Origin of the sequence: Shewanella aestuarii (genome assembly GCF_011765625.1) — a bacterium.
In the GTDB taxonomy this organism is placed as follows: domain Bacteria; phylum Pseudomonadota; class Gammaproteobacteria; order Enterobacterales; family Shewanellaceae; genus Shewanella; species Shewanella aestuarii_A.
On record NZ_CP050313.1, the window covers coordinates 1,188,616 to 1,204,443 of the forward strand.

At 41.9% G+C, this 15,828-nt stretch carries 15 protein-coding genes; 8 read left to right on the forward strand and 7 right to left on the reverse strand.

All coding sequences use genetic code 11. From position 1 onward, the window contains the following. Nucleotides 1–18: 18 nt before the first annotated feature. Complete coding sequence (locus tag HBH39_RS05490; protein WP_167676335.1) at nt 19–1,665, reverse strand: L-lactate permease; 1,647 nt, start codon at nt 1,663–1,665, stop codon at nt 19–21. Between the two features lie 381 nt (nt 1,666–2,046). Beyond that, a complete protein-coding gene (gene nadK / locus HBH39_RS05495) occupies nt 2,047–2,925 on the reverse strand; it encodes an NAD(+) kinase (RefSeq protein WP_167676338.1) in 879 nt (292 codons plus the stop codon). A 150-nt stretch (nt 2,926–3,075) separates the two neighbouring features. Between nadK and grpE the strand changes: the two genes are divergently transcribed. Next, on the forward strand, nt 3,076–3,705 hold the full coding sequence (gene grpE, locus HBH39_RS05500; RefSeq protein ID WP_167676340.1) for a nucleotide exchange factor GrpE: 630 nt from the start codon (nt 3,076–3,078) through the stop codon (nt 3,703–3,705). Nucleotides 3,706–3,848: 143 nt separating this feature from the next. On the opposite strand, the gene dxs is transcribed toward grpE, so the two are convergent. From dxs to xseB, 3 genes are read right to left on the reverse strand one after another with little or no spacing between them, the layout of a single operon-like run. Beyond that, complete coding sequence (gene dxs / locus HBH39_RS05505) at nt 3,849–5,714, reverse strand: 1-deoxy-D-xylulose-5-phosphate synthase (protein ID WP_167676342.1); 1,866 nt, start codon at nt 5,712–5,714, stop codon at nt 3,849–3,851. 19 nt (nt 5,715–5,733) lie between these two features. Then, nucleotides 5,734–6,615 (reverse strand): (2E,6E)-farnesyl diphosphate synthase, encoded by an 882-nt coding sequence (gene ispA / locus HBH39_RS05510; RefSeq protein ID WP_167676344.1) that lies wholly within the window; start codon nt 6,613–6,615, stop codon nt 5,734–5,736. Between the two features lie 33 nt (nt 6,616–6,648). Continuing rightward, entirely contained in the window at nt 6,649–6,879 is a 231-nt protein-coding gene (xseB, locus tag HBH39_RS05515) for an exodeoxyribonuclease VII small subunit (protein ID WP_167676346.1), read from the reverse strand. 237 nt (nt 6,880–7,116) lie between these two features. On the opposite strand from xseB, the gene pomA reads away from it, so the two are divergent. The 3 genes from pomA to thiI all read left to right on the forward strand — a co-directional run bounded on the left by pomA (nt 7,117) and on the right by thiI (nt 10,581). Further along, complete coding sequence (pomA, locus tag HBH39_RS05520; protein ID WP_167676348.1) at nt 7,117–7,884, forward strand: flagellar motor protein PomA; 768 nt, start codon at nt 7,117–7,119, stop codon at nt 7,882–7,884. 2 nt (nt 7,885–7,886) lie between these two features. Beyond that, nucleotides 7,887–8,819 (forward strand): flagellar motor protein MotB, encoded by a 933-nt coding sequence (locus HBH39_RS05525; RefSeq protein WP_167676350.1) that lies wholly within the window; start codon nt 7,887–7,889, stop codon nt 8,817–8,819. 307 nt (nt 8,820–9,126) lie between these two features. Further along, entirely contained in the window at nt 9,127–10,581 is a 1,455-nt protein-coding gene (thiI, locus tag HBH39_RS05530) for a tRNA uracil 4-sulfurtransferase ThiI (RefSeq protein ID WP_167676352.1), read from the forward strand. A gap of 392 nt (nt 10,582–10,973) precedes the next feature. On the opposite strand, the gene HBH39_RS05535 is transcribed toward thiI, so the two are convergent. Beyond that, complete coding sequence (locus HBH39_RS05535) at nt 10,974–11,201, reverse strand: hypothetical protein (protein ID WP_167676354.1); 228 nt, start codon at nt 11,199–11,201, stop codon at nt 10,974–10,976. 180 nt (nt 11,202–11,381) lie between these two features. Between HBH39_RS05535 and HBH39_RS05540 the strand changes: the two genes are divergently transcribed. The 4 genes from HBH39_RS05540 to rlmM all read left to right on the forward strand — a co-directional run bounded on the left by HBH39_RS05540 (nt 11,382) and on the right by rlmM (nt 14,588). Further along, nucleotides 11,382–12,293 carry a transcriptional regulator GcvA gene (locus HBH39_RS05540; protein ID WP_167676356.1) on the forward strand — a complete coding sequence of 304 codons (912 nt, stop codon included), beginning with the start codon at nt 11,382–11,384 and terminating at the stop codon, nt 12,291–12,293. Continuing rightward, nucleotides 12,274–12,987, forward strand: coding sequence for an alpha/beta family hydrolase (locus HBH39_RS05545; RefSeq protein ID WP_208764186.1), 714 nt, complete (start codon nt 12,274–12,276; stop codon nt 12,985–12,987). The genes HBH39_RS05540 and HBH39_RS05545 overlap by 20 nt, the downstream gene beginning before the upstream one ends. Nucleotides 12,988–13,026: 39 nt before the next feature. Continuing rightward, complete coding sequence (locus tag HBH39_RS05550) at nt 13,027–13,422, forward strand: DUF423 domain-containing protein (RefSeq protein WP_167676358.1); 396 nt, start codon at nt 13,027–13,029, stop codon at nt 13,420–13,422. Between the two features lie 68 nt (nt 13,423–13,490). Beyond that, nucleotides 13,491–14,588: a 23S rRNA (cytidine(2498)-2'-O)-methyltransferase RlmM gene (gene rlmM, locus HBH39_RS05555; RefSeq protein ID WP_167676360.1), complete on the forward strand. Its 1,098-nt coding sequence runs from the start codon at nt 13,491–13,493 to the stop codon at nt 14,586–14,588. 117 nt (nt 14,589–14,705) lie between these two features. On the opposite strand, the gene HBH39_RS05560 is transcribed toward rlmM, so the two are convergent. Continuing rightward, nucleotides 14,706–15,716 (reverse strand): isocitrate dehydrogenase, encoded by a 1,011-nt coding sequence (locus tag HBH39_RS05560; protein WP_167676362.1) that lies wholly within the window; start codon nt 15,714–15,716, stop codon nt 14,706–14,708. Between the last annotated feature and the right edge of the window lie 112 nt (nt 15,717–15,828).

A 15,828-nucleotide genomic window follows, 5' to 3' on the forward strand; every position in this document is an offset into this window, starting at 1 on the left:
CTTGCTATGAGTTAAATATTAGAAGCCGCCCCAGACAAATGCGATTGTTCCTGCTGTGAATGCATACAATAGTGCCACTGGCATGGTTTTACGAATAATTTCAGATTCCCTACCTGCCATGCCAACTACGGTTGCAGCAGCAACAACGTTCATTACACACATCATGTTACCCGCGTTAGCACCAATACCTTGTAAAGCAAGTGCCACAGCGTGGTTCATGCCAATGTTATCTGCTACAGAATATTGTAAGCCTGAGAACATCATGTTTGAGAAGGTTGCCGAACCTGACAAGAATGCACCAAAAATACCCACAACAGGTGACACCCAATACCAAACAGAACCCATGGTATTAGCCAGTAAATCAGCTAAAGCAACAGGCATAGACGCTAAACCAGAGGCATTAGCACCCGAGTTTAAGAAGATTTTTACCATAGGTACTGATGCACCTAATGAAATAATAGTAGGTAACATCGATGTGCATGAAACTGTGATCGACTGTTTAATCGCTTTTGGTTTCATTTTGAATAAGAAGAAACCAAATACACACACAAGCACAAAGAAAATACCAGGAGCATAGAAAGTAGCAAAACTGGCTTTTAGTTCTGTGCCCATTAAGCCTGTCCAGCTGATGTTGAAGCTGTTTAACCATGTTTTAAATGGTGTCACTACACGAGAAAGTACTAATAGTGCTGCCATAATGATATATGGAGACCAAGCGGCAACTTGCGAGAATTTAACGGGTTCAGTGGTAACGGCTTTATCCGCTTTGCTATCATTCTCAGCAAAGTCATTCCAAGGTGTAGCGGGTAGTAACCAACCTTTTTTAGCCACAGGAATAACAATTGCCATACCCACTAACGCACCAATAACGGATGGGAATTCAGGGCCTGCAACATAGTTAATTAACCATGCTGGAAGGGTGAATGCGAAACCGGCAAAAAGGGCAAATTTCCAGATTTGTAAACCTTCTTTAAACGAGCGATTACGTCCAAAGAAACCCGTCAATACCGAAACTAGAACGAGTGGAATTAGCGAGCCAGTAATTAAGTCGATGGTGATCATGTGCATTGCAATGAACTGTGCGTAATCAACAAAGCTACCGCCATGCTGTGCAATTTGTGCCGATGCCATCGACACGCCATTTTCCATCAAACCTTGTTCCATACCAAATAGAACCGGTAAGCCAATCGCACCAAATGATACTGAGGTTGAGTCAGCAATCAAGGCAACAACGGCTGCTGCAATGGGTGGCACGCCTAGTAATACTAGAAGAGGTGCACCAATAGCCGCTGGTGTACCGAAGCCTGCTGAGCCTTCAATGAATGAACCAAATAACCAACAGATAATGATGACTTGAACACGGGCGTCTGCACTGATGTTCGTGAAGCCTGCACGAATCGTGTCCATTGCGCCTGAAAATTTAAGCGTGTTGAGTAAGAATACGGCACCAAAAATGATTGATAATGGTGTTAATGCTGAAAGTAAACCTTCAACTACAGAAGCGGCTAAAATAGTTGAGTCCATTTGCCAAATGAACAGCGCGGCTAAACCGGTCGCCACCATAGATATAGGCATTGCTTTGGATGCCGGGAGTTTGAGTAAAACAAGAAACAACATAACGCTTATAATAGGCGTTAAGCTAGCGAGTAGCTGTAACGTTGACATGGACACACCTCTTTGCTTGTAAAAGTGATTTTTTGGTCAGTTTTATATATTAGTATTTTAAATTTTGTTCAGTCATTTCGTCGGATTTAACCGAGGTACGTAATAGACTGCATTTCACGACAATGAAACTTGATCAAGATCATCTAAATCTAATACTCGTGTTCCTTGAGTTGATATTGAGACGTGTGTCAAAAATGCAAACTAGCTAACGAGATGTAGATCACCATTTATGTGCAGCTCAGTTAACATGGGAATTCTAGCGTATATTAGCTGTGTCGAATGTGAGGTTGCTCACGAGATTCTAACGTCGATGAGTTGAATTTTGTTGTTGATTTGTTGTGTATGTTGTTGTCTTGAAAGCAAAAAAATACAACTTGTGTATTAAAATAGTTTGCTTCCCCAGCCAAGTTTGTTCCTTAACACGTGGAAATAATTATGGCCTTTAGGGTGAATAAGGCGTAATCGCTCACTTGAGCGTCGAATAATAATTTCATCGCCAGGTAAGACGGCTAAATGGACATGACCATCACAACTGACCTCTAAGTTTTCACCATTGTCCGGCGATACCACAAGTTTAATGGTGCTGCAGGCATCGACCACTATGGGTCTACAGGATAAGGTATGAGGAAACATGGGGACTAAAATTAACGCTTGAAGGTTTGGTGTTAAAATAGCGCCGCCAGCAGAAAGCGAGTAGGCTGTAGAGCCTGTTGGCGTAGATACAATCATCCCATCAGCACGTTGGCTGTACATGAATTGATCGTCAATATAAACCTCAAATTGGATCATGTGGGCAATTTTACCCGGATGCAAAACGGCTTCATTCACTGCGGTATTACTTGAGGTTATTTTGCCATGACGATGAACTTCAGCTTCTAATAAGAAGCGATATTCTGTTTCAAATGCACCATCGAGTACATCTGCCAGCTGATCTTCAAAATTATCTGGTGGAAGATCGGTTAAAAAGCCTAAATTACCGCGGTTAACCCCAATCACTGCCACATCAAAACGCGCTAATACTCTTGCTGCGCCAAGCATGTTGCCATCACCACCAACAACAATGGCTAAGTCACAGTGTGCGCCCATATCGAGCAAATCCATCGATAAAATATCACTACCAAGTTCAGTAGACACGCGAGACTCTACAATCACTTTATAACCTTGAATGGTTAACCAGTGATGCAAACGCTTCAAGGTTAAATTTGTTCCTTGGTGATGAGGTTTGCCGATCAGCCCGATTGTATTAAACTTTTTGGTCATATTATTAATTTGCTGGGCGCAGAGGCCTTGAAACGCTAGAATTGATCCCCATAATATACCCAAACTAATTGAAAGTGTGAGTATCGAGGCGAATTAATCTCGTGCTGACCTATTTACTGAAAGAAATCGCATTTTTTAGCTGGAGTGAAAATGAGCAACGAGCCGAATACTAATCCGCAAAATATTGAGCCACAAGACGCAGAGCTACAACAGGAAGTGGAACAAGGTGCAGAAGTAGAAGCGAGCGAAGCAAGCTTGATGGATGAGTTAACCCAAGCTAATTTTCGCATTGAAGAATTAGAGCAACAACTTGCAGAAAGTGAGGCCGCATTAGCTGAGCGTAAAGATGTAGAAATGCGTGCCGCTGCTGAAACACAAAATATTCGTACCCGCGCTGCCAAAGATGTAGAGCAGGCGCGTAAGTTTGCTTTAGAAAAGTTCGCTAACGAGTTATTACCCGTGATTGACAATTTAGAGCGCGCTTTACAAGGTTCATCAGCTGAAGATGAGGCCACTAAAGCCATCTATGAAGGTGTTGAATTAACCATGAAAGGATTCTTAGCCAGTGTTGAGAAGTTTGGTGTCGTTCAAGTTAATCCAATTGGTGAAGCATTCAACCCTGAAAATCATCAAGCCATTGGGATGCAGCCCAGTGCAGAGTTTCCAGCAAACACGGTGATGATGGTAATGCAAAAAGGTTACATTTTAAATGATCGCCTATTACGTCCTGCTATGGTTATGGTGTCACAAGGTGGCGCGAGTGTTGATACTCAAGCATAACTGTTGAGATGTAAAAAAGGGGCTGATTTTTCAGCCCCTTTTTTATTTGCTTATGTTTAGTGTTATCAATTTGGGAAATAGCATTTATCGTTAATAGCGCTAACTAAACTCATCTGTGCTTAACAGGTTTTTGAGTCGCTCGTTTAGCTCAAATAGTCACGAATTTGCTGCTCAATCCCTTCAGCATCTAGCTTTAACTCGTGGGTAATTTCTTCTGGTGAGCCATGTTTGATAAATTCATCAGGTAAACCGATTTGTAAAACAGGCTTGATGATTTTCAGCTTTTGTAATGCTTCCATTACGCCAGTACCTGCGCCGCCCATTATCGCGTTCTCTTCAACGGTCACAATAACGTCATGGCTAGTCGCTAGTTCAGAAAGTAAATTAATATCAAGTGGCTTAACAAAGCGCATGTCAGCAACTGTCGCATCTACAGCTTCTCCGGCTGCTAATGCTGCGGCTAAAGTGGTACCAAAATTAACAATCGCTATTTTACTGCCTTGACGTTTTATAATGCCTTTACCTATGGGTAATGCGGTCATTTGTTCAATTTGCTGAGCTCCGGTGGCACTACCACGAGGGTAACGCACTGCCGATGGACCATCTTGGTAGCAGTATCCGGTGTAAAGCATTTGGCGACATTCGTTTTCATCTGATGGCGCCATAATGACCATATTCGGGATGCAGCGCATAAAGCTTAGATCAAAAGCACCTTGGTGAGTTGGGCCATCGGCGCCCACAATACCACCACGATCAATAGCGAATAAGACTGGTAATCTTTGCAGAGCCACATCATGAATTAATTGATCATAACCTCGCTGCAAGAAGGTTGAATAAATAGCAACAACTGGCTTTAACCCTTCTGTAGCCATTCCAGCACCGAGTGTGACAGCATGTTGCTCTGCAATCGCCGCATCAAAGTATTGACTCGGGAAACGCTGTGAAAATTCAACCATGCCAGAGCCTTCACGCATAGCAGGGGTGATCCCCATTACCTTGGGATCTTTTGCGGCAACATCACATAGCCATTTGCCAAATACTTGTGAAAAGGTAGGTAAACCGGGTTTGGTGGCGGGTTTTTTAAATTTGCTTGGGTCAAATTTAGGGACAGCATGCCATCCAATCGGGTCTTTTTCGGCTGGTTCATAGCCGCGACCTTTTTTGGTCATTATGTGTAAAATTTGTGGGCCTTTTAAGCCACGCATATTACGCAAAGTTTCAACTAGGGCATCAACATCATGGCCATCGATTGGACCTATATAGTTAAATCCAAGCTCTTCAAATAGTGTGCCTGGAACAACCATGCCTTTGAGGTGTTCTTCGGTGCGCTTAGCCATTTCTTTGATGACAGGCATGCCTTTAAGCACTTTTTTGCTGCTTTCACGAATGGTGGTGTAAAAGCGACCAGACATTAATTGGGCAAGGTGATTGTTGAGTGCGCCAACATTTTCAGAAATTGACATTTCATTGTCATTAAGCACAACCAGCATGTCGTTATGAAGATCACCTGCATGGTTTAAGGCTTCAAACACCATGCCGCCAGTCATTGCACCATCACCAATAACAGCAACAACTTTACGACCTAATGCTTCTTTTTCGGCCGCAATTGCCATGCCTAATGCAGCACTAATAGATGTGCCTGAATGACCAACGCTGAAGGTATCGTATTGACTTTCTTCACGCCAAGGAAAAGGATGTAAGCCATTCTTTTGTCTGATGGTGTGCATTTTTTCGCGGCGGTCAGTCAAAATTTTATGAGGATAGGCTTGATGGCCTACGTCCCAAACTAACCGGTCAAAAGGGGTGTTATAAACATAATGCAAGGCAACTGTTAATTCGACCGTGCCTAAACCTGACGCAAAATGACCACTAGAGTTACCTACAGACTGCAACAAGAATTGGCGTAATTCATTGGCCACCTGAGGTAAAAGCCCTTGAGGTAACTTTTTTAAATCTTCTGGCGTATTAGCCTGAGCTAACACTGGGTATTGTGAATTATCGAAACTCATAGTGAGATATTCTTTCTTCTTATAATCTTCGCGCGATAATGTAGCGTGCAAAGTCGGCAATTAACTGGGTATTGTATGGCAATTTAGTCAGCACTGATAGTGCTTCATCAACAAGTTGTTGAGATGTTGCTTTAGCGCCTTCAAGCCCTAATAACCTTGGAAAGGTGCTTTTGTTCGATTGTTCATCACTGCCCTGAGGTTTGCCCAATTCTTCTGTACTGGAGGTGATATCTAAAATATCATCTTGCACCTGAAAGGCGAGCCCGATTTGATGAGCGTAATGCATCAATGCCTGATGTTCATCTTGACTGGCATTGGCAGCAATTAATGCCATTTCAACAGCACAGCTGATAAGTGCACCAGTCTTTTTGTTGTGTAATTCGGTTAATCTTGCCAGTTCAATACGCTGGTTTGTTGCGCTAAGATCAATCGCCTGTCCTCCACACATACCTTGGTAACCTGAAGCTTTGGCTAAGAGACCGACAATCGATAATTGTTGTTGTGGCGTAAGGCCATCGATAGGTTGGCTGATAATATCAAAAGCTAATGTTTGCAGCGCATCACCAGCTAAAATTGCACTGGCTTCATCAAAGGCAATATGGACTGTGGGTTGACCGCGGCGCAGTGCGTCATCATCCATGGCGGGTAGGTCATCGTGGATGAGCGAATAAGCATGAATACATTCAATTGCTGCGGCAAGATTGTCTAATGTTGGCAATGGAACCGAGAGTATCTCACCAATGCTGTAGACTAAAAAAGGCCTGATGCGTTTACCACCAAGTAATGCACCATGACTCATGGCGGCTTTTAATCTAGGGGCGGCATCATCAAGATTTTCGATATGATGTCGTAATACATTATCAACACGTTGTTGATAAGACTTCATTGCATCAGATAGCACTTTAAATTACCTCAAAAGCTGCAAAGGCAGTATTTAGTCTTCTAGTTTTAATGGCGCTAGGGTGTCAGTATCATCAAGTAATATTGATACTTTTTGTTGCGCTTGTTCTAGTTTAGCTTGGCTTTGGCGTACCAGCTTAATTCCACGCTCAAATTGTTTAAGTGCATCATCAAGTGACACTTCACCTTGTTCTAGACTGCTTACGATGGTTTCAAGCTCATTTAATGATTGCTCAAAACTAAGACTTTCAGGTTTTTTGGCCACGTTTGCAATTCCTCTTGTTCAGCGTGTGACAAGGTATATCAGCCAAGCTTTTGGGTCAAATATAGACGCAGGATATTTGCTCAATAGCACGCTTTGTTACTGAATTTTGTTCAGAATATTGAAATTCGCGCTAAACTAGAAACGTTTTTGACCGATAATGTTATAAGATTAGATAAAGTTACCCTTTAAAAAGCAATTGGGTTATCGAGCAGATTGAACTGCATTTGAGGAGAAGTTGTGGATTTAGCAACCCTGATAGGAATACTAGGTGCATTTGCATTTGTTATTGGCGCCATGGTCACTAGTGGTGGCATCTCTATTTTTATCGATGTGGCTTCACTGTTGATTGTGGTTATGGGGTCATTATTTGTTGTGATGATGAAATTCAATCTCAAGCAATTTTTAGGCGCAGTGAAAATTGGTATCAAAGCCTTTATGTTTAAGATTGATAAGCCTGAAGATTTGATTGAACAATCAGTTAATATGGCTGACGCTGCCCGCAAAGGGGGATTTTTAGCATTAGAAGAGGCACAAATTAGCAATACCTTTATGCAAAAAGCCGTTGATATGCTGGTAGATGGGCATGATGGTGATGTGGTGCGTAATGCGCTTGAGAAAGACATTGCTTTAACTGAAGAGCGTCACAGGTTGGGAATTGGCATTTTTAAAGCCATGGGCGATGTGGCGCCAGCAATGGGCATGATTGGTACGCTTGTGGGATTGGTGGCCATGCTATCAAACATGGATGACCCCAAATCCATTGGGCCGTCTATGGCTGTGGCGTTATTAACAACCTTGTATGGTGCGGTAATTGCCAACATGATTGCGATTCCAATGGCTGATAAGTTGACACTGCGTATGAGTGAAGAGTTATTAAACCGTAATTTGATTATGGATGCTGTACTTGCCATTCAAGATGGGCAAAACCCACGGGTAATCGAGGGGTTCTTAAAAAATTATTTGGCCGAAAAACAGCGTAACATTGATACCACGGACGGAGAATAACCATGGCTAAGGCCAAGTGCAATTGTCCGCCACCCGGTGCGCCCATGTGGCTAGCAACCTTTGCCGATCTCATGTCGCTGTTGATGTGTTTCTTTGTTTTACTATTGGCATTTTCTGAAATGGATGTCATGAAGTTCAAGCAAATTGCCGGTTCAATGAAATACGCATTTGGGGTGCAAAATAAAGTAGAAGTAAAAGATATCCCTAAAGGCACCTCGGTCATAGCCTTGGAATTCAGGCCTGGTCGGCCAGATCCCACTCCAATTGAAATTATTAATCAGCAAACCAATGAAATGACACAGCAAACCATTGAGTATCAAGCTGGTGAAGATGCCAGTGCTGGCGGCGTGCAGAAACAAAGTGGTGAACAACGTGGTGGTAATGCCAGCGCGACAGCGCAACAAAAAGCAGAAGCGGTTAAAAATGAAGCTTCATCATCACAAGAGAATATCAATGAACAATTAAAGAAAATGGCCGAACAACTAAACGAGCAAATCGTTGATGGTGCCATTGAGCTGGAATCATTAGGTCAGCAAATTATTATTCGAATTCGTGAAAAGGGATCATTTGCATCAGGCTCTGGTTTTTTACAACCTAAGTTCAGACCGATTATTCGTGAGATTGGCCTGTTATTGAAAGATGTGCCGGGCATTATTACGGTATCGGGTCATACTGACGGCGCGCATATCAGTAACGAACTTTATAGTTCAAATTGGGATTTATCCAGCAAGCGAGCTGTGTCTGTCGCCCATGAGCTTATGAAGGTTCCCGGTTTTGATGAAAGCAGAATGAAAGTCATGGGTGAGGCGTCAAATAATCCATTAGTGCCTAATGATAGCAATGCAAATCGAGCTAGAAATCGCCGTGTTGAAATTGCTATTGAGCAGGGTAAGCCTAAAGAATCAGACGAAATTAAAGTCATCCAAGGGCCTTAGCTAAATATTAAAAACCGACAAAACGTTACCACAAGGTAGCGTTTTTTTATGGCTAAAATAAGCCGAATAAGAGATGCATAATATGTGAGCGAATGCTGTTACAACCTGAATCAAATTTGGTATAATCGCCAAATTGCTGCTTGTTTTACGCCGCTTACAGGTGTTTATTGCCATCTTATCTTGAGGATGTAGTAAATACAAAGTCGCTAAAAATTAAGTCTTTATCTAATTAAATCAAATCATTAATATGAAGTTTAGCTGAGCTACTGAGTAGTTTCGGCCGCTAATTAATGTTGTCGGAACCGCTATGAAGTTTATCGTTAAGTTATACCCTGAAATCATGATGAAGAGTAAATCGGTAAGATTACGTTTTACTAAAATGCTCGAAACCAATATTCGTAATGTGCTTAAAAAGGTAGATGAAGACGCTAAGGTACAGCGCTTATTTGACCGTATCATTGTTAAGGTGCCTGAGGGTAAGCCTGAACTTGTAGACACATTTGCACAACGATTAGCCTGTATTCCTGGTATTGCGCATGTTGTACAGGTGAGTGAATATCCATTTGATACAGTAGACAGCATTTATCAACTAGCCTTGCCTCGATATCGTGATGAGATTGCCGGTAAAACGTTTTGTGTGCGGGTAAAACGCTCTGGTAAGCATGATTTTAACTCAATTGACGTTGAACGTTATGTTGGTGGTGGTTTAAATCAGCATACTGACGCACTTGGCGTAAAACTTAATAATCCTGATGTGACAGTTAATTTAGAGATTGATAACAACAAATTATATATGGTCGAGCGTCGAATTGAAGGTTTAGGCGGCTTCCCGATGGCGACTCAAGAAGATGTGTTATCCTTGATTTCTGGTGGTTTTGACTCTGGCGTATCTAGTTTTCAGTTTATTAAAAAGGGTGCGCGAACCCATTACTGTTTCTTTAACTTAGGTGGCGCACAGCACGAAATAGGGGTTAAACAAGTGGCTTTCCATTTATGGAAAACCTACGGTGAATCACATAAAGTCCGCTTTATTTCAGTGCCATTTGAGCCTGTGGTTGAGCAAATTCTAGAGCGCATCGATAATGGCCAAATGGGCGTTGTACTTAAACGTATGATGATGCGCGCAGCAGCCAAAATTGCTGAGAAGTATGGCATTCAAGCATTAGTAACAGGTGAAAGCTTGGGGCAGGTGTCTAGCCAAACGTTAACCAACTTAAATGTGATTGATCGCTGCACTGATTTATTGATTATGCGTCCTCTTATTGCGATGGATAAGCAAGATATCATCAATCAAAGTCGTGTGATTGGCACTGAAGACTTTGCTAAAACCATGCCCGAGTATTGCGGTGTGATCTCGCAAAAACCAACGGTAAAAGCTGTACTGTCAAAGATTGAAGCCGAAGAGAAAAAGTTTGATGAAGATCTTATCGAGCGTATTGTAGCCTCTGCAAAAGTGATCGACATAAGAGATATTGAGTCTGAAATGAATCAACAAATTACCGAAACAGAAACTGTCTCTGACATCGCTAGTGGTGAAGTGGTGATTGATGTTCGCGCCCCAGAAGAGGAAGAAAGAAAGCCTTTGGAGATTGACGGCGTTGAAGTGAAGGTTATCCCATTTTTTAAACTAGCAACCCAGTTTGGCGATTTAGATAAAAGCAAAACTTACTTACTTTATTGTGAGCGTGGCGTGATGAGTAAACTACAGGCATTGTATTTAATTGAGCAAGGCCATCAAAACGTTAAAGTATATCGTCCATAACCCGTTCGATTAACCTTAATCTCGATTAGCCCATTTATTGCTTCGTTTGAGGTTAACAAAAATAGCGTTAGTAATGTCATTAACGCTATTTTTTTAGGTTTCCTGTCATACCAATTGTAATAAATAACTGTTCACCCTAGCTTGTTACAACGCTCGGTAATAGCTAGATTTTTTGATTGTAGAATAACTGCTTATCGAAAAATATGCCTTGTTATCAAGCGTTTTTTCTACGCTATTTTTGATCACTTACTTATCGTGATTGGTATTACGGAATAGGTATGAAAAATAACCCACAAAAAAACCGCAATTAATGCGGTTTTTTGATGAGATGAAAAGTTAGTGCTAACGCTTTATCTCATAAAATGTCAGGCTTGTCGCTGCTTGAAAGTGTATTAATCAGCAAGTTGAGTTTGAACTGATTTCACTTCTTCATCTGTGTTGCTAACAAGAACATCATTGGCATCTTTTGCTACGTCTTGCTGCATTTTATTCATGCTATCAGTTAATTCAGCATTAATAGTGGCATACAAATCACTCATATCAATTTCGTTTGCCTGAGCAGTAGAAAGACCAAGTAAAGATACAAAAGCGATTGCAACAACTGATTTTAAATTGAACATAGGGTGGCCTCCGGGCGCAACAATATAGCATTGTCGGACATTCCCGCTTCCATCGTAGAGATTGTCCAACTGGCTTAATTTCGATGCTGCTAATTTAACCGAACACACTATTCTTTACAAACGACAAAAAATATCGATAATCATTAGAAAAACTAATTAAAAAACGAGAGATTGATCACCATGTCTAGACGTTTACCTCCGTTAAATGCGGTTAAGGCATTTGAAGCAGCTGCAAGAAACCTAAGCTTTACGCGTGCTGCAGAGGAGTTGTTTGTTACTCAAGCAGCCGTTAGCCATCAAATTAAAGCATTAGAAGATTTTTTAGGTTTGAAATTATTTAGGCGTAAAAATAGATCATTATTGTTAACAGAAGAAGGTCAAAGTTACTTCTTAGATATTAAAGATATCTTTATTCAACTAGGGGAAGCGACCGATCGTTTACTGGCTCGCAGCGCAGTAGGTTCGTTAACAGTAAGTATGTCACCAAGTTTTGCTATTCAGTGGTTGGTGCCGCGTTTGGCTAAGTTTAGTGAGAAAAATCCTGACATTGATGTGCGCATTAAAGCTGTGGACAGTGATACTGGCTCGTTAACCGATGATGTTGATGTTGCGATTTACTATGGCCAAGGTAATTGGCCAGGGTTACGGGCAGATAAACTAAGAAATGAAGTACTGATCCCTGTGTGCTCTCCCTTATTGCTTAATGGGCCAAAACCATTAAATAGTCCAAGCGACCTTAAACATCACACGCTACTGCATGATTCGAGCCGTCATGATTGGCAAGCTTGGTTTCGACAATGTGGCATTAGCGATATTAATGTGAATCAAGGTCCTATCTTTAGTCACTCATCACTGGTTTTACAAGCCGCTGCCCACGGTCAAGGAGTGGCGTTAGGTTATAGCGTATTGGCAAGGCCCGATATTAAAGCTGGGCGTTTAGTGTGTCCATTTCCGGATGTGCTAGTGAGTAAAGATGCTTATTATCTTGTTTGTCAGCAAAATCATTCTGAGTTGGGTAAAGTCAGTGCATTTCGTGAGTGGATGGTAGATATGTTTGCAGAGGAGTCGCGCAGTGAGCTGCTTACCGGATAATGACAGCCAAGTGGCACAAGATTATCTTCTTGAAGGTAACCCAAATAGTGACACCCTAATTGTGTTAGCCCATGGTGCAGGTGCGAATATGCATCATGATTTTATGTGTCAATTAGCGAGTTTATTAGTGGCTCAGGGCTATGGCGTGTATCGTTTTAATTTTTTGTATATGCAAGCTAATATGCAAGATGGTAAAAGACGGCCGCCGGACCGAGCCCCTAAATTGCTTTCCCATTTAGAAAGCGTTTTGGCTGACATTTATGCCAAGCAAGATCAAGCTGTTATTTCAGCGAAGCGAATCGTGCTAGTCGGTAAATCAATGGGTTCGCGCATGATGGCTTGGTTAAGCTCCTCATTACATGAATGCGACAATGCTGATGCCAAACAAGCGCTAGAGCAAGTTTTAGGCGTGGTGTGTTTAGGTTACCCATTTGTACCGCTTAAAGGGGGGGAGCCACGATTGGAACCTTTAAATCAATCCAGTATGCCAATACTGGTTTTACAAGGTGAGCGCGATAAGTTTGGCAATCCTCAGCAAATTAGCCAGTGGCCGCTGCGTGATGGAGTTGAAGTCGTGCCTATTGTCGATGGCGATCATAGTTTTGTGCCTCGCAAGTCGTCAGGCACTTCATTAAACGCTAATCTCAATGTTGCTGTGTCACAAATCCATGAGTTTATTCGTGATCTCAGTTAAGCTCATTTTTTAACTATCGATATTGAATTCAGGGCAGTTATGAATCATAAACTTTTATCTTTTGCTGCATTGAGCGGTTTTATGGCGGTCGCATTGGGTGCTTTTGGGGCGCATGGGCTTAAAAATATTGCGCCAGCGGAGCTTGTCAGTATTTTTAACCTTGCTGTGGAATACCAGTTTTATCACACTTTTGCATTAGTCGTTGTAGCTTTCGGCGCTCAGTGGTTATCACCTAGGTTACTGACTTGGTCGGCAGGATTTTTTATTACTGGTATCGCGCTATTTTCTGGTTCGTTATATTTGTATGCGTTAATTGGTGCTAAATGGATTGGACCTATTACGCCTATGGGAGGCCTATGTTTGTTAATTGGTTGGTTACTGTTAGCAATCGCTGCTTGGCGCAAGCTGTCAGCACATAATCCTGCTAAGGTGTAATAAACTTGCTATAATCCGCAAAATTTTGCTTTCTCTTAGGTAAAGGTCATTCGACCTTAGGGCTTTACATGAAAAACCTATTTTTATTCTGCCGCGCAGGCTATGAAAAAGAATGTGCTGCAGAAATTCAACAACGTGCTGCGGAGCTTAACGTCGGCGGTTTTGTTAAAACCAACAATAATGATGCTTATGTGATTTATCAGTGCTTTGACGAAAATGGCGCCGATACCTTAGCGTCTGAGTTGTCGTTAAGTTCATTGATTTTTACTCGTCAAATGTTTGCCGCGTCTGAATTGCTGGTAGATTTGCCTGAACAAGACCGTGTAAGTCCAATTGTTGAAGCGTTATCGCAGCTATCAAAATGTGGTGAATTGCGTGTCGAAACCCCTGATACCAACGAAGCAAAAGAGTTATCTGCATTTTGTCGTAAGTTTACGGTACCATTGCGTCAAGGATTGAAAAAATCGGGTGCCTTGTTAGGGGCTGAGAATCCTCGCCGCCCCATTATTCATGTATGCTTTATTGGCCCTGGTAAAGCGTATGCGGGTTACTCTTTAAGCCATAATAGCTCGCCACATAATATGGGGATCCCAAGGTTAAGAATGGCTGCAGATGCACCTAGTCGCTCAACTTTGAAACTTGATGAGGCCTTTGGGGTTTTTCTGACTAAAGAAGAACAAGAAAGTCGTTGTCGTAGTGGCTTAAATGCTGTTGATTTAGGCGCTTGTCCAGGTGGTTGGACGTATCAATTGGTGCGTCGTGGCATGATGGTTGCTGCTGTCGATAATGGCCCAATGAATGAAAAACTAATGGAAACAGGCCAAGTTAAGCATTACCGTGCCGACGGTTTTCGTTTTGAGCCGCCTCGTAAAAATATCTATTGGTTAGTGTGTGATATGGTTGAAAAGCCATCTCGCGTTGCTGAACTAATAGAAGCATGGGCGATTAATGCGTGGTTTAAAGAAGCGATTTTTAATCTTAAATTACCCATGAAAAGCCGTTACAAAGAAGTGCGGGTTATTTTAGACACCATGGCGGAAATCTTTAAAGAAAATAATATCGATTACCGCATGCAGTGCAAGCATTTGTACCATGACCGTGATGAAGTGACCGTTCACTTATGGTTATTTCCTGAAAAGGGTGTTAACTACGCTGATTTAGGTTAGTCGCGAATGTGTTATCAAAAGGCCGAGCAATAATATTGCTCGGCCTTTTGTTTTATTCATCAGATAAAATACAGCCGCTTATGAATCTTTAATTGAATTAACAAGAAGATTTAATTGTTATCCCAAACGTTCAAGTACAGCTTGCGTGAAATCCGTTGTTCCATGTGTTCCGCCTAAATCACGGGTGGTGCGATCGCCTTCTTCAATCACTGCTGATACTGCATTACGAATTAATTTAGCTTTGTCTGCCATGCCTAAATATTCCAGCATTTGAATTGAGGCCAAAATTACTGAGGTCGGATTTGCTAAGTTTTTGCCTGCAATATCGGGGGCGCTGCCATGTACTGCTTCAAAAATTGCTGCATCACGGCCAATGTTAGCACCGGGTGCCATGCCTAATCCGCCGACTAAACCAGCACATAAATCAGATAAAATATCACCAAATAAGTTGGTGGTGACTATCACATCGAAGTTTTCAGGAGTCATCACTAGCTTCATGCAGGTGGCATCAACAATCATTTCTTCAGTGATGATATCTGGATAGCGTTGACTGACCTCACGGGCGACTTTCAAGAATAAGCCTGAAGTGGATTTCATGATGTTGGCTTTATGCACGATCGTGACTTTTTTGCGGTTTTCTTTACGGGCAAGCTCATAAGCAAAAGTGGTAATTTGCTCTGCACCTTGGCGAGTAATAATACTGGTTGCTTCAGCTGTTGCGCCATCATCAGAGACTTTTTGACCGAACCCTGAATACATTCCTTCGGTGTTTTCACGCACTGTGATGATATCAATATCTTCATAGCGGGCTTGTGTGCCTTTAAAGGAGTTGACCGGACGCACATTGGCGTAAAGGCTAAACTTTTTACGTAAGCTCACATTGATAGAAGTAAACCCTTCACCAACAGGTGTGGTGAGCGGTCCTTTTAAGGTAATGCGGTTTTTTTCGATTAAATCTAGAGTGCGTTGCGGTAATAGTTCACCGTGTTTTTCTAGGGCGGTTAACCCCGCATCAGCAAATTCATATTCAAAATCGCACCCAGCTTTGTCGAGTATTTTTAATGCTGAATCGATAATACTTGGGCCAATTCCATCACCAGGAATTACGGTTATTGTACGTTTTGACATGTATTGTCCTTCCACTATTGTGGTACTGCATTTGTTACACCGCAGGTGTTTGCGGTAACATGACGATAGATATCATCTATTTTTCGTGGCGCATTTTAACGATTTTTAATCT

Bases quoted from the DNA above. Each gene is read 5' to 3' on its own strand.
- HBH39_RS05490 (WP_167676335.1), bottom strand. From the start codon at position 1,665: ATGTCAACGTTACAGCTACTCGCTAGCTTAACGCCTATTATAAGCGTT.
- nadK (WP_167676338.1), bottom strand. From the start codon at position 2,925: ATGACCAAAAAGTTTAATACAATCGGGCTGATCGGCAAACCTCATCAC.
- grpE (WP_167676340.1), top strand. From the start codon at position 3,076: ATGAGCAACGAGCCGAATACTAATCCGCAAAATATTGAGCCACAAGAC.
- dxs (WP_167676342.1), bottom strand. From the start codon at position 5,714: ATGAGTTTCGATAATTCACAATACCCAGTGTTAGCTCAGGCTAATACG.
- HBH39_RS05525 (WP_167676350.1), top strand. From the start codon at position 7,887: ATGGCTAAGGCCAAGTGCAATTGTCCGCCACCCGGTGCGCCCATGTGG.
- thiI (WP_167676352.1), top strand. From the start codon at position 9,127: ATGAAGTTTATCGTTAAGTTATACCCTGAAATCATGATGAAGAGTAAA.
- HBH39_RS05535 (WP_167676354.1), bottom strand. From the start codon at position 11,201: ATGTTCAATTTAAAATCAGTTGTTGCAATCGCTTTTGTATCTTTACTT.
- HBH39_RS05540 (WP_167676356.1), top strand. From the start codon at position 11,382: ATGTCTAGACGTTTACCTCCGTTAAATGCGGTTAAGGCATTTGAAGCA.
- HBH39_RS05550 (WP_167676358.1), top strand. From the start codon at position 13,027: ATGAATCATAAACTTTTATCTTTTGCTGCATTGAGCGGTTTTATGGCG.
- rlmM (WP_167676360.1), top strand. From the start codon at position 13,491: ATGAAAAACCTATTTTTATTCTGCCGCGCAGGCTATGAAAAAGAATGT.
- HBH39_RS05560 (WP_167676362.1), bottom strand. From the start codon at position 15,716: ATGTCAAAACGTACAATAACCGTAATTCCTGGTGATGGAATTGGCCCA.